General features: G+C 70.8%; 12 protein-coding genes. 6 read left to right on the forward strand and 6 right to left on the reverse strand.

The window, feature by feature from the left end; all coding sequences use genetic code 11:
- Positions 1 to 17: 17 nt before the first annotated feature.
- The 3 genes from U5C87_RS22035 to U5C87_RS22045 all read right to left on the reverse strand — a co-directional run bounded on the left by U5C87_RS22035 (position 18) and on the right by U5C87_RS22045 (position 2085).
- Positions 18 to 707, reverse strand: a complete 690-nt coding sequence (locus U5C87_RS22035) for a 4'-phosphopantetheinyl transferase family protein (RefSeq protein WP_330474521.1) — start codon at positions 705 to 707, stop codon at positions 18 to 20.
- Positions 700 to 960 carry a three-helix bundle dimerization domain-containing protein gene (locus U5C87_RS22040; RefSeq protein WP_330474522.1) on the reverse strand — a complete coding sequence of 87 codons (261 nt, stop codon included), beginning with the start codon at positions 958 to 960 and terminating at the stop codon, positions 700 to 702. Before U5C87_RS22040 ends, U5C87_RS22035 begins: the two co-directional genes overlap by 8 nt.
- A 150-nt stretch (positions 961 to 1110) precedes the next feature.
- The gene (locus U5C87_RS22045) at positions 1111 to 2085 is read right to left on the reverse strand and encodes a LuxR C-terminal-related transcriptional regulator (protein WP_330474523.1); all 975 of its coding nucleotides are present in this window, start codon (positions 2083 to 2085) and stop codon (positions 1111 to 1113) included.
- A gap of 486 nt (positions 2086 to 2571) precedes the next feature.
- Between U5C87_RS22045 and U5C87_RS22050 the strand changes: the two genes are divergently transcribed.
- Positions 2572 to 3321, forward strand: a complete 750-nt coding sequence (locus U5C87_RS22050) for a GIN domain-containing protein (protein ID WP_330474524.1) — start codon at positions 2572 to 2574, stop codon at positions 3319 to 3321.
- A gap of 55 nt (positions 3322 to 3376) precedes the next feature.
- On the opposite strand, the gene U5C87_RS22055 is transcribed toward U5C87_RS22050, so the two are convergent.
- Positions 3377 to 3721 (reverse strand): helix-turn-helix transcriptional regulator, encoded by a 345-nt coding sequence (locus tag U5C87_RS22055; RefSeq protein WP_330474525.1) that lies wholly within the window; start codon positions 3719 to 3721, stop codon positions 3377 to 3379.
- Between the two features lie 325 nt (positions 3722 to 4046).
- On the opposite strand from U5C87_RS22055, the gene U5C87_RS22060 reads away from it, so the two are divergent.
- Positions 4047 to 8735, forward strand: coding sequence for a multicopper oxidase domain-containing protein (locus U5C87_RS22060; RefSeq protein ID WP_330474526.1), 4689 nt, complete (start codon positions 4047 to 4049; stop codon positions 8733 to 8735).
- A 104-nt stretch (positions 8736 to 8839) separates the two neighbouring features.
- Here U5C87_RS22060 and U5C87_RS22065 read toward each other — a convergent pair whose 3' ends face one another.
- On the reverse strand, positions 8840 to 9292 hold the full coding sequence (locus U5C87_RS22065; RefSeq protein WP_330474527.1) for a hypothetical protein: 453 nt from the start codon (positions 9290 to 9292) through the stop codon (positions 8840 to 8842).
- Positions 9293 to 9645: 353 nt separating this feature from the next.
- On the opposite strand from U5C87_RS22065, the gene U5C87_RS22070 reads away from it, so the two are divergent.
- Positions 9646 to 9804 carry a CoA-binding protein gene (locus U5C87_RS22070; protein WP_330474528.1) on the forward strand — a complete coding sequence of 53 codons (159 nt, stop codon included), beginning with the start codon at positions 9646 to 9648 and terminating at the stop codon, positions 9802 to 9804.
- 37 nt (positions 9805 to 9841) lie between these two features.
- A complete protein-coding gene (locus U5C87_RS22075; protein ID WP_330476739.1) occupies positions 9842 to 10120 on the forward strand; it encodes a CoA-binding protein in 279 nt (92 codons plus the stop codon).
- Positions 10121 to 10156: 36 nt separating this feature from the next.
- Here the strand turns inward: U5C87_RS22075 and U5C87_RS22080 are convergent, their stop codons facing one another.
- Positions 10157 to 10357, reverse strand: coding sequence for a hypothetical protein (locus U5C87_RS22080; RefSeq protein WP_330474529.1), 201 nt, complete (start codon positions 10355 to 10357; stop codon positions 10157 to 10159).
- Between the two features lie 443 nt (positions 10358 to 10800).
- On the opposite strand from U5C87_RS22080, the gene U5C87_RS22085 reads away from it, so the two are divergent.
- Complete coding sequence (locus tag U5C87_RS22085) at positions 10801 to 11103, forward strand: hypothetical protein (RefSeq protein ID WP_330474530.1); 303 nt, start codon at positions 10801 to 10803, stop codon at positions 11101 to 11103.
- Between the two features lie 82 nt (positions 11104 to 11185).
- Positions 11186 to 12451: an amidohydrolase gene (locus tag U5C87_RS22090; protein ID WP_330474531.1), complete on the forward strand. Its 1266-nt coding sequence runs from the start codon at positions 11186 to 11188 to the stop codon at positions 12449 to 12451.
- Positions 12452 to 12731: the final 280 nt, after the last annotated feature.

The following is a 12731-nucleotide window of genomic DNA, read 5'->3' on the forward strand; positions in this document are numbered from 1 at the left end:
GCTCGCGCAGCGCCCGATCAGTGGCGGCGGACCTCGAACGGGCCGTCGGCCGACAGGAGGGCGACGGCGGCGGCGCACCCGGCAGGCGCGTCGACGTCCACGACCGCCAGGGACGGCAGGCCCGGCACCACCTCCGTGGCGACGCCAGGGCGCGGGGTGACGAACGACGCCGGCTCGACACGCAGTCCCACACCTAGTGCCTTGAGGGCGGCCTCCTTGCGCACCCACGCCGCGGCGTGGGCCTCTGCTGGAGCGTCAGCCGCAGTCCGTTCCCGGGGGTGGAGGGCCACCTCACCGAAGCCCTCGAACCGGGTCCCCTCGACGTGCTCGACGTCGACACCGACCGGGGCCGAGCGGGTCAGGGCGAGCGCGACGACGGCTCCGGCACGGCTCAGCGACACGTGGAGGCCGGGGTCGTCGAGCAGGACGAGGCGACCGTGCTGGCGACCGCAGTCGGGGCAGGTCCGGTCGAAGCGCAGGGACCCGGGGGGCCGGTCCAGGAGGCTGCCGATCTGCGACCTCGCCAGCAGGTGCAGCTCGAGGTAGGCGCGAGCCGTCGGACCGTCCGCGAGTCGGGCCCAGCGCTCACGCTCGTGGTCGTCGAGCACGCCGGTGTCGGGCGAGCCGTGCGACGGTGCCGGCGGTGCCGACCGTGCCGACGGTCCGGCCGTGTCGAGCACCCAGACATCGACGACCGCTTCAGCCATCCGAAGCCGTGGGCGGCGTGGCGGCGGGAGGTGTGCGGCCCGGATCCTTCGGGTCGTCGCGCAGCGCGAAGGACAGCCGGTCGCGCGCCGCGTGCTCGACGAGCACCGGCACGAAGTCACGCACCGGGCCGGTGAGCTCCGAGTGCGCCAGGCGCACCGCGGCATCGACGACGTCGGCATCCAGCTGGGGGAAGTGCTCCTGCAGGCGCAGCCGGACGTCGGTCAGGGCCCTGAGCTCGTCCGCGTGGTCCACGCCTCAAGGATCGGGGTGCCGCGCCGCTCCCGCAAGGCCCTGCCCACCCGCGACCACGGACGCGAGGCCCCGCGAGCTGTCACGCGGACACGGAGGGACGGGACGGCATACGCCCTCGGTGCGGGCCCCCGAGGGTCAGCCCCGGCCCTGCTACCCCTCGCCCCGACCGCGGCGCACGATCCAGCGCAGCTCGCTCCGGTGCTCGAGACCGAGCTTGGCCAGCACCGAGGCCATGTGCGTCTTGACGGTCGCGGTCCCGATGCCGAGGGCGCCCGCCACGGCGGCGTTGCCCGGGTCGCCGTCCGGTCCCGTGACGAGGTCGACGACGGCGCGCTCGCGCGGCGAGAGCCCCTCGAGCGGGTCGCGCCGCCGGGCCCGCTGGGACTCCGGGTCGGTGTGGCCGCCGAGCCTCGTGATGAGCGCTGCCTGCACCTCGAAGCAGCGGCGGCTCAGCCGGCGCGCAGCCGCCGTGCGCTCCTCGAGGTCGTCCACCTCGCCGAGACGCTCGATGTCAGCAGCCAGCTCGGTCAGCGCCGCGGACGCGTGGGTCACTGCCATCAACGTGCCGGCCCGGCCGGAGTCCTCGAGCTCGGGATAGACGGCGCCGAGGTTGAGCCGCCGCCCGGGGCTCGTGGCCTGGATGCGGTCGAGGACGACCGCCGCCAGCCACGTCAGCGCCGCCACGACCTCGTCCGTCATGACACCTGGGGTGTCGGACAGCGCTCCGAGCAGGCCCACGACCCCGTCGTCGGAGAGCATCGGCACGACGACCGCGTCGGCCGACGGCTCACCGTCGCCGAAGCGCACGCCTCGGTTGAGCAGGGCCCCGTCGTCGTCCTGGAAGCGGTACGGCTTGCCGGAGGCGACGACCCAGGCCACGACCCCGGCGGGCCCGTAGGTCATCGTCCCCGCCTCGGAGTAGGTCCCGTTGCTGAACAGGTACGGGTAGGAGATGCGCCGGTCCTCCTCGCGGAGCAGCGCCACGTAGAAGTCGTCGAGGGCGGCGATCGCCCCCACGGCCGCACGACAGGCGTCGTAGACGGCGAACACGTCCCCGCGGTCCGCCTCGTGGATCATCGCGTCCGCGTGGCGCAGGGCTCGGATCGCCGAGTCGCTCAACGTCATGACGTGCCCTCTCGCTGTGGTCCGGTCCGCTGTGGTCCGCTGGGGTCGCGTCCGGTCTGTCCGGTCTTGCCGGTCTTGCCGGCGGGCGCAACGTTAGTGGGCCGGGTCGGGTGGGCGCCGGGTTCCGCGCGAAGTCCCTCCCCCCGAGGATGACCCCACGTCTCCCCCTGCGGGGGATGCCCAGGACTGAGCCCACCAAGGACCATTGCAGAGCTGATTGCTGGCCAGGAGTGCCGCAGGTGGGAATGCGGTGCATCCGGCCACTGGCGGTGTGCGTGCCACAGGGGGGCGTGCCGCCCGGCTCAGTCTCACCCAGGGGTGAGTCGCGAAAGCCCCGGTTCTCGGCCCTTGGGGAGGGGTGGCGAGGACCGGGGCATCTCCGCGTGCCCGACGCAGCTCTGCGTGCCCGACGTCGCCCGGCTACGGGGGACCTTGGGCCCTGCCGCCCGATCCCGACGCGCCCGCACGCTGGTCGGGGAGGCAACCATGAGGACCCTGACCGTGATCTTGGCCCTGCTCAGAGGACGGATCCCGGCGCCGCTGCGTCCGGCGCCGCCCTCGCGACCTCGCCCGGCCCGCGACGGCGTGGCGGTTGCCGTGGTCTCCGTCGCCGCCGCGGTGGTCGCCGCCGCCTGCAACGTCGGCTCGCCCGGTGGCATGGTCGTCGGCTCCGGCGATGTCCGCTCCGACACCCGCACGGTCGCGGCCTTCACCGCCGTCAGCGCCGGCGCGGGCGTCCAGGTGCATCTCTCGCGCGGACCGCAGAAGGTCGTCGCCACGGCCCAGCCCAACATCCTCGACGTCACCCGGACCGAGGTCTCGGGGTCGCGACTGACGGTCGACACGACGAGCGGCTACGTCAGCGCCCAGGGGATCGTCGTGACCATCTCGGTGCCCGAGCTGACGGCCCTCGAGCTGTCCGGAGGCGCGAGCGCCACCGGCGACACCGGGTCGACCTCGGCGTTCACCGTCGAGCTGACCGGAGGCGCCCGCGCGACGCTCACCGGGTCCACCGGCCGGCTCACGCTGTCGGCCAGCGGCGGCGCCCTGCCCGACCTCGGCGGCCTGCGCGCCACCGACGCGCACGTCGACCTCAGCGGCGGGGTCGTGGGCTCCGTCGCCGTGAGCGGCACCCTCGAGGGCTCCGCGTCCGGTGGCGTCGTGCTGACCCTGACGAGCCAGCCGTCGCGCACCCGCGTCGACACCTCGGGTGGAGCCGTCCTGCGCAGCTCGTGAGGACCTGGAGGTCGGGTGGCCCGGACGGTGGCCGGACCGCCGTCGGCCTAGGCGGTCAGCGGACCTCCCGCTCGAGGAGGTGGGGCACTGCGGCCTGTGCCTCGGACATGCGCAGGCGCGGCCGACGACTCACCAGGTCGACGAAGTCGCCCACCCGCAGCCCCGCCTCGAGCGGGTGACGGAAACGCACGTCCCGCGTCACGACGTAGCGGTTGCGGCGCCCCTCGCGATGCTTGCTGATGACCTCGGCCCCCTCGAGGTCGGCCACGATCTGTTGAACCGCCCGCTCGGTGATGCCGACCCTCGAGGCGATGTCCTTGACGAGCAGATCGGGGTCGTCGGCGAGGCAGACCAGAACGTGTCCGTGGTTCGAGAGGAAGGTCCAACCCTTCCTGCCCATGACTCGACGCTAACCACCTTTTCCGGCGGGTGGCGGGAAATCGGAAGAGCGCTTCGTCACACCGCAATTCGTGAAATCCCATTTGTCATTTCGTTCGGCCCATAATTTCGCGATTTTTCCTGGCTTGAGCACGATTGGCCACCCTCAACGTCACCCGCAGCACAATTCCGGAATCGTCAGTGGCGCAAGAGTTTTCGCCGTTTGGATTCATTTGAAACGCCTCTCGGTCGCGTTTGCCGCTGCCTAACCTCGAGTATTCCGTCGTTCCGGACGGACAGGCAGAGGGCTGGGGGAAAGAATGTCACGCAGCAGTTCGAGAAGGTGGGTGTCCGCCATCATTGCCGGTGCCGCGACGGTGCTGGCCCTGGGCATGCAGGCAGGGGTGGTACCTGCCACGGTCGCCTCGGCGTCCCCGCCCACGGGCGCCACGGACGCCACGACCGTCCCGCACTACTTCGGGCCGTGGCCCAACTGGGCCAACAGCCCGCTCACGCTCCCGACGGCCTCGGTCTCCATCACCGACGGTGGGGGCGGCGCAGGCGCCACGGCCGCAGCACAGGTCAACCCGGACGGCAGCATCGGCGCCATCACCCTGACGTCCCCGGGCCACGACTACACGTCCCCGACCGTGACCATCAACGCCCCGTCCGGCACCGGCGGGACCCAGGCGACAGCGACCGCGACGGTCAAGGCGACCGGTGCGGTCGTGTCGGCGTCCGTCACCGCCGCCGGCGCGGGCTACACCGGCCTCGCCGCTGCCGTCAGCGGTGACGGAACGGGCGCCACGGTCACACCCTCCGGCGGTGTCGATGCCATCACCCTGACGGACGGCGGCACCGGGTACACGATGCCCACCGTGCTCGTCGACCTCCCGGACGACCCCAACGGCACGAGGGCCAGTGGCCACGTCGAGCCGAGCGACCTCGTGGGTGGCGTCGTCAAGAAGGTCACGATCGACGAGCCGGGTTCGGGCTACACGACCGCACCGGGCATCAAGATCCTCGACGGGACCCTCTCCGACCCGCTCAGCGGATCGACGCCAGCGGCAGCGACGGCGACCATCAAGCTCGTCGGCCTGTCGGTCGAGGCTGCCGGAAGCGGCTACACCGCCGCCACCGTGGCCATCAGCGACCCGACGGGCTCGGGCTCCGGAGCCACCGGCACCGTGACGACCGACGTCGGCTCCCTCGAGAAGATCACCGTCACGTCGGGTGGCAGCGGCTACCTGACCGCAGGCATGAAGAAGTTCCAGGACGAGCTGCCCGTCACGTGCGACCCCAAGGCCGACGGGTCCGGTTGTCCGGCCCTCACGCAGGCGCAGGGCAAGGACGCCGCCATGGGACCCGCCAACAAGTACATCCCGCTGGCCGTCCCCGAGGCGAAGACGTACAACGGCAAGGTGGCCGACGAGTACGTCATCGGCCTCGTGCAGTACCGCACGAAGTTCTCGTCCGACCTGCCGGCAACCCTCGTCCGCGGCTACGTCCAGCTGTCGACGACAGCCGTGCCCGGCCAGGGGGTGACCCTCTTCAACGAACTCCAGAACGGCGACAAGCAGGCGATCAGCGGCTACACCGGCGTCACCGCGCCCCAGTGGCTCGGCCCGATCATCGCAGCCACCAAGGACCGGCCGGTCCGGATCGTCTTCCGCAACCTGCTGCCCACGGGTGCCGACGGCGACCTTTTCCTGCCCACCGACAGCTCGATGATGGGCTCCGGCATGGGACCGATGAACATGGCGGCTCCGACCAACGACGGCACCGTCCTGGACCAGGTCCGTAACCCCGAGTGCACCCAGGAGCCCAAGGCAAGCGGCTGCTTCAAGGACAACCGCGCCACCCTGCACCTGCACGGCGGTACGACGCCGTGGATCAGCGACGGCACGCCGCACCAGTGGATCACCCCCGCCGGAGAGAGCACCTCGTGGCCCGAAGGCGTCAGCGTCCAGAACGTGCCGGACATGCTGTCCGACCCGGCCACCCCGACGTCGTCGGCAGTCTGCTCCGCCAAGGACGACGGCTGCTCGACCTTCTACTACACCAACCAGCAGAGCGCGCGGCTGATGTTCTACCACGACCACTCGTGGGGCATCACGCGCCTGAACGTCTACGCCGGCGAGGCTGCCGGATACACGATCACCGACAACACCGAGAAGGCGCTCGTCAACGCCGGGCTCATCCCGACGGCAGCCGACACCATGCCGCTCATCGTCCAGGACCGGACCTTCGTGCCGGACGACGCCCAGCTCAAGGACACCGCCGACGCCAACGGCACGGTGACGGCATACGGCCAGGACCCGACGTGGGACGCGAAGAGATGGGGCACCAAGGGAAGCTTCTGGTACCACCACGTCTACATGCCCGCCCAGAACCCTGGCGACCCCGGCGGCATGAGCTCCTACGGGCGGTGGATGTACGGGCCGTGGTTCTGGCCGCCGGCCACCGGCACGACGTACGGCCCGATCGCCAACCCGTACTACGACCCGAGCTGCAACCTCGACGACCCGTCGACCTGGCAGTACCAGACCGACCCGTTCTGCGAGCCCGAGCAGATCCCGGGCACGCCCAACGTGTCGGCCGGCATGGAGCAGTTCAACGACACCCCGATCGTCAACGGTGTCGCATACCCGACCGTGACACTGCAGCCGAAGACCTACCGGATGCGGCTGCTCAACGCCGCGAACGACCGGTTCTTCAACTTCCAGTGGTACACGGCCGACCCCGACCCCGCGAACGGGAACGGGCAGAGCGAGGTCAAGCTCAAGGCCTCGGAACTGGCTGCGGCACAGACGGATCCCGTCGTCTCGCCGACTCCTGAGGGAGCGAACAACGACGCGTACGGACCCGACTGGGTGCAGATCGCCAGCGAGGGCGGCTTCCTGCCCGCGCCCGCGGTCATCGATGGCCAGCAGCCCACGACGTGGATCACCGACCCGACCCGCTTCGACGTGGGCAACGTCGACAAGCACTCGCTGCTGCTGGCGCCTGCCGAGCGGGCGGACGTCGTCGTCGACTTCTCGAAGTTCGCGGGAAAGACGCTGATCCTCTACAACGACGCACCTGCCGCCTTCCCGGCGCGCGTGCCGTCGTACGACTACTACACCGGCGCGCCCGACCTGAGCCCCGCCGGAGCCCCGAAGATCCTGCCCGGCTACGGGCCCAACACCCGGACCGTCATGCAGGTGAAGATCGCGGCCGCCACGCCGGCCAAGGCCTTCAACGTCACCGCACTCGCCAACGCCTTCAAGCACCAGGCGAACGGCTCTGGCGTCTTCGAGTCGGGCCAGCACCCCGTCATCGTCGGCCAGGCGGCCTACAACTCGGCCTACGGGACGAGCTTCGCGGCGAGCAGCAACTGCAACGTCAAGACCGGCAACGTGACCAGGTGTGACGGTCTCGTGCGGGTCAACGACACCAGCACCTTCGGCTTCAACACCCTCGCGACACCCGCCGCGAAGATGACGATGCCCTTGGAACCCAAGGCGATCCACGACGAGATGAACTCGTCCACCTTCGACGAGTACGGACGCATGCAGGCCAACCTCGGCGTCGAGGCACAGCCCCCGACACCGGGCGCCCAGAACGTGACGCTGTACCCGTACATCAACCCGGCGACCGAGCTCATCGACGGGACCAACCTGCCGGCGGCAGACGTGAAGGTCACCCCCATCACCGACGCCAAGGACGGGACCCAGATCTGGAGGTTCACCCACAACGGCGTGGACACGCACCCGATCCACTTCCACCTCTACGACGTGCAGGTGCTGAACCGGGTCACGTGGGACAACATCGTCATCCCACCGGACGCAAACGAGCTGGGCTGGAAGGACACCGTGCGGATGAGCCCGCTCGAGGACACCATCGTCGCGCTGCGGCCGGTGATCCCGAAGGTGCCCTTCGAGGTGCCGAACGCCGTGCGGGCGCTCAACCCGATGATGCCGCTCGGCTCGACGGCCGGCTTCAACAACATCGACCCCCAGGGCAACCCGACGGGCGGCATCGTCAACTCCCTCGTCAACATGGGTTGGGAGTACGTCATCCACTGCCACATCCTCAGCCACGAGGAGATGGACATGATGCGTCCAGAGTCGCTCGCGCTCCCGCCGAACCCGGTGGCGGCCGGCAGCATCACCTGGGCCATCACGGGCTCGGGCAACAACCGTCGCGTGACGCTGTCATGGCCGGACAACTCGATCACCGAGACGTCCTACCTCATCCAGCGCACCACCGACGGAACCACCTGGGTCGATGCCGGCACCCTTCCGGTGACGTTGGCCGTGAACAACACGAAGGGCACCATCCGGACCTTCACGGACCCCACGTCCAACCGGACGACGCCGTACATCTACCGGGTCATCACCCAGAACACGGTGGGCTACGGCAACGGGTTCCCGACGATGACCGCGAGGTCGACGCCGACGACCGTGGGGGTCAACCTCCCGGCCCTCCCGGCGGCGCCGTCGCTGCTCACCGCCACGGCGCAGTTCGGCCCGCAGGTCGCCCTCAGCTGGCGGGACAACTCCACGACGGAGTCGCGCTTCCTCATCGAGCGCGCGACGGGCGGTGGAGCATTCTCACCCGTCGCCACGGTCCCGGGGGTCGGCGGTACCGGCACGCGGACGTTCGTCGACACGTCAGTGGCACCCGGCACGACGTACCAGTACCGGGTCACGGCGGTGAACCTCACCGGCAGCTCCGCTGCGTCCAACACCGCGAGTGCCACGATCGGGACCTTGCTCACTCAGGCTCCGACCGCGACGGCGACCGCCGCTCGCGCGGGCAACAACGAACGGCTCGTCGTCAACTGGTCCGCCGTGCTCGGGGCCACCGGCTACACCGTCCAGTGGAGCTCGACCAGCGACTTCGCGACGGTGGCGGGATCCCAGACGGTCTCGTCGACGACACGCTCGCTCACCACGGGCACCATCGCCCGTCAGACCTGGTTCGTCCGGGTGGGCGCACGCAACGCGGTGGGCAACACGTGGTCGGCCACGGTGAGCGTGGCGGCGCCGTGAGCTAGTCGAGCACCGCTCACAGAGACAGGTGGGGGCCCGCTGCAGCGGGCCCCCACTGCCGTCGGCACGGTCCTGCGCCGGGACGAGCCCAGGGGCGGCCCTTCTCAGCCGGCGCCGAACGTGGCGGTGAGGCCCTGCACCGGCCTCGAGGTCGCCCGGTACGTCAGCGACGTGCCGTCGGGCAGCTGCACCAACCACTCCGAGGCGTTGGGGATGACGCCTCGACCCGTGAACCTGCACCCGGCGCCGACAAGATTGCCGGCCGAGTCCACGTGCGGCCCGAGGTAGATGAAGGCCGTCACGGCCGTGTCGATCGTGACCGTGGCCGTCGCCGCGGTCGCCGGCGAGGTCGCCCCCGACATCCCGGGCGTCGTGGCGGTGGGCGCGCGGCCATAGGGAGGCTCTGTCGGCGTGAACCGGACGACGCTCCCGACCTCGAGACCGAGCCGGTTGCCAGGTCGGTGGACGGTCAGCGGGCACGGCCCCGAGGTGCCCGCGGCCAGGGCGCGCGCGTCGTCCGGTGGCAGCTCGCCGCCGACCAGGAGGTCGAGGGACATCGTCGTCGTGAGCGGAGCCGGTGGCCTCGACGTCGGAGGGGCCGCGCACGGGTCGCACGACGGTGGCGGGGCAGAGCGGGTGCAGCCCAGCAGGAGGACGGCCGCCACCACACCGACCAGCCCTGCCTGTGCGCCCCTGCTCCCCATGCCGCACAGGGTGCCGCGCCAGGCCGCTTCGCGCACCGGTTTCCGTCACACCGCGACGGGATGGAGATCCGAGCCGGCCCGCGGGGCGCGGCGGGACCCTTAGCGCGCACGGCGGGACCTTGGGCCCTGACGGTCCGGGCGCCGACGGAGCACGCTGGTCGTCGAGATGCGGCGCGGCGACCGCGCCGCCCGACGAGGAGAGCGCCATGCAACCCATCCAGGACGCCGCAGCCGACTTCCTGACCCGCCGCCGGGTCGCTGTGACCGGGGTGTCCCGCGACGCCGGGAGCCACGGCAGCAACGCCGCCTACCGACGGCTGCGCGAGCGCGGCTACGAGGTCTTCGCCGTCAACCCGAACACCTGAGGTCGAAGGAGATCCGGCCTACCCCGACCTGACCTCGATCCCGGGAGGCGTCGAGGCGGTGGTCGTCGGCACCCGCCCCGAACGTGTCCAGGCGACGATGGAGGAGTGCTCCGCGCTCGGCATCACCCAGGTGTGGATGCACCGCGGCCCCGGCGGAGGGAGCGTGTCCCCCGAGGCCGCGGAGTGGGGCCGGTCGCACGGGATCACCGTCATCGCCGGCGGGTGCCCGCTCATGTTCGCGCCGACCTCCGACGGCGGCCACACCGTGATGCGCTGGCTCTTCAGCCTCAACGGCAACGTGCCGCGTCAGGTCTGAGACACGCGCGGGCACGACGACTCGGGGCACGACGCGTCAGGGCCACGGTGCCGTGAGGTACGCGACCACGAACGCGCCGAGGGAGACCACGACGAGCACCGCGCCGACCTGCGTCTGCACCGTGCGACGCCGGGACGTGGCGTCCTCGGCCGGGGGCGAGACCGGCCGCGCCCCCCAGGCCACGAGCCCGATGCCGACGACGAGCACCACGCCGAGAACGCTCCACACGAACGTCATGCCTGCACGCCTCCCTTCCCTCGGTCTCCGGTCTCCGGGTTCTCGACCTGCGCCGATTCTCCTCCGACTTCGACGGACCGGCTCAGGTGGACACGGTGACGACGACCTTGCCGGCGGCGGACCTGCTCCCGATGCGTGCGTGCGCGTCCATGACGGAGCCCAGGTCGTAGCCGCTGGGGTCGAGCATCGGGCGCAGCAGGGTCAAGACGCCGGCAGGTCGCACCTCGGAAGCTGAGTGGCGGTCGCTGACGCGTTCCTCCGGACCCGTTCCCGACTCGGCGGCCACTCCGCCCGCCGGTCATCAGTCACCTGACCTACGTCCCGCCGAGCGTTGGGGCGCCGCCTCCCCGTCAGGTCCTTGGGCCCTACCCGCGGCCGCACACGCGGTGCCACGTTGGACGGACGATGCGGAATCCATCCGATGAAGTCCGAAGGGAAAAGCCATGACAATCCGACTCGACCGGACCGGCCTGGTGGCGGGGCACAGGAACCCCGAAGCCGCCGCCTCCGCTGCGGAGATCTCCACCTACCTGACCGAGAAGCTCGACATGCCCACGACCTGGGGCGTGGAGGTCGGCGGCCCGGTGGGGACGTTGCACTGGTACATCGACTTCGCGGACATGGCGGAGCTCGAGGCCGGGCTGGCGAAGTCCATGACCGATCCCGGCTACATCGAGGTCATCGCCAAGGCCGCGGACCTTTTCATCGAGGGACGGACCAAGGACTCGATCATCTTCATGATGTAGAGCCCGCCGGCGCGATGCAACGAGTGCGGGACGGCCTGTCCGGACTCTTGTCCCGGTCCTGCCGCACCGGTACGAATGGGAGATGACTGCTGCGGACGGGCTGCTCGCGGACCTCGACGCGATCGAGTCCTGGCACCTGGAGTTCTACCAGGACCTCCACCGCCACCCTGAGCTGAGCTTCCAGGAGCATCGGACGGCCGGCCTGGTCGGGGACCGGCTCACCGAGCTGGGCTACGAGGTGCAGACCGGGATCGGAGGCACCGGTCTGGTGGGGGTCCTGCGCAACGGGGACGGACCGGTGGTGCTGGCGCGCGCCGACATGGACGCCCTGCCCGTACGGGAGGCAACTGGCCTGCCCTATGCCTCCACCGCCATCTCCACCGACGCGTCCGGACAGGAGACGCCGGTCATGCACGCGTGCGGGCACGACATGCACGTCACCTGCCTGCTCGCAGCCGCCCAGCTGCTCGCCGACCACCGGCGCGCATGGTCCGGCACCGTCATCGCACTCTTCCAACCCGCCGAGGAGCTCGGCACCGGGGCCCGCGCCATGGTCGAGGACGGCTTGGCGGCTCTGATCCCCCAGCCGGACGTCGCCCTGGGCCAGCACGTCATGGGACTGCCCCACGACACCGTCGCCTCGCGCCCAGGTCCCGCCCTCTCCGCTGCCGACAGCATCAGCATCACCCTCCACGGCCGCGGCACCCACGGGTCCATGCCGCACTTCGGCATCGACCCGATTTTGCTCGGCAGCGCCGTGGTGATGCGCCTCAACGCGATTGTCTCCCGCGAGCTCGCCCCCGGGCACTTCGGCGTCGTCACCGTCGGCGCCTTCCAGTCCGGGAGCAAGAGCAACGTCATCCCGGAGAGCACGACCTTGCTGCTCAACCTGCGCGCCTACGACGAGCGCACCCGGAGGCAGCTGCGTGCGGCGGTCGAGCGCGTCGTCAGGGCGGAGTGCGAGGCCTCGGGCTCGCCGGCGCCGCCGGAGTTCGACTACACCGACCCCTTCCCCGTCACCGACAACAGCCCCCAGGTGCACGACCGGGTCTCGGCCGCGTTCGCCGAGCACTTCGGCGACAAGGCCGTCCTCATGGAGCCGTCCACCGGCAGCGAGGACTTCAGCGACATCCCGAACAGCCTCGGCGCGCCCTACCTCTACTGGGTCTGGGGCGGCTTCGATCCCGACGAGTACCGTCGCGCGGAGGCCGAGGGGACGCTGGCCTCGACCATCCCGGGGAACCACGCGAGCACGTTCGCGCCCGTCATGGAGCCCACGTTCCGGACCGGCGCCTTCGCGATGACCGTGGCGCTCTTGAGCTACCTCGCAGGCTCCACGGCCCCGTGAGGGCTACCGTTGAGAGAAGGCGACGCCGCTCGTTCACCCCTCAGTGCCCCCCTCGGGCGGCGTCGTCGGCTGTTACATCGCGCTGACGGCGGGCTCCGTTACCGAGGCGACCTGCAACCCGACTGACAGAAGGGCCCCGGAACGGCGTTTCCGCCGTTCAGGGGCCCTTCTGTGCACTGGGTGGCAGGTGAAGGATTCGAACCTTCGTAGCTCTCGCGACGGATTTACAGTCCAGACAAGGCGATCGGCTGGCCAGCATCAATGCGGCGCCGATCGAAAC

Origin of the sequence: Terrabacter sp. C0L_2 (genome assembly GCF_036352015.1) — a bacterium.
In the GTDB taxonomy this organism is placed as follows: Bacteria; Actinomycetota; Actinomycetes; order Actinomycetales; family Dermatophilaceae; genus Terrabacter; species Terrabacter tumescens.

Coding starts and splice junctions, on each gene's coding strand:
- U5C87_RS22080 (WP_330474529.1), bottom strand. CDS start 10,357: ATGACGTTCGTGTGGAGCGTTCTCGGCGTGGTGCTCGTCGTCGGCATC.
- U5C87_RS22090 (WP_330474531.1), top strand. CDS start 11,186: ATGACTGCTGCGGACGGGCTGCTCGCGGACCTCGACGCGATCGAGTCC.
- U5C87_RS22050 (WP_330474524.1), top strand. CDS start 2,572: ATGAGGACCCTGACCGTGATCTTGGCCCTGCTCAGAGGACGGATCCCG.
- U5C87_RS22085 (WP_330474530.1), top strand. CDS start 10,801: ATGACAATCCGACTCGACCGGACCGGCCTGGTGGCGGGGCACAGGAAC.
- U5C87_RS22065 (WP_330474527.1), bottom strand. CDS start 9,292: ATGTCCCTCGACCTCCTGGTCGGCGGCGAGCTGCCACCGGACGACGCG.
- U5C87_RS22070 (WP_330474528.1), top strand. CDS start 9,646: ATGCAACCCATCCAGGACGCCGCAGCCGACTTCCTGACCCGCCGCCGG.
- U5C87_RS22045 (WP_330474523.1), bottom strand. CDS start 2,085: ATGACGTTGAGCGACTCGGCGATCCGAGCCCTGCGCCACGCGGACGCG.
- U5C87_RS22055 (WP_330474525.1), bottom strand. CDS start 3,721: ATGGGCAGGAAGGGTTGGACCTTCCTCTCGAACCACGGACACGTTCTG.
- U5C87_RS22035 (WP_330474521.1), bottom strand. CDS start 707: ATGGCTGAAGCGGTCGTCGATGTCTGGGTGCTCGACACGGCCGGACCG.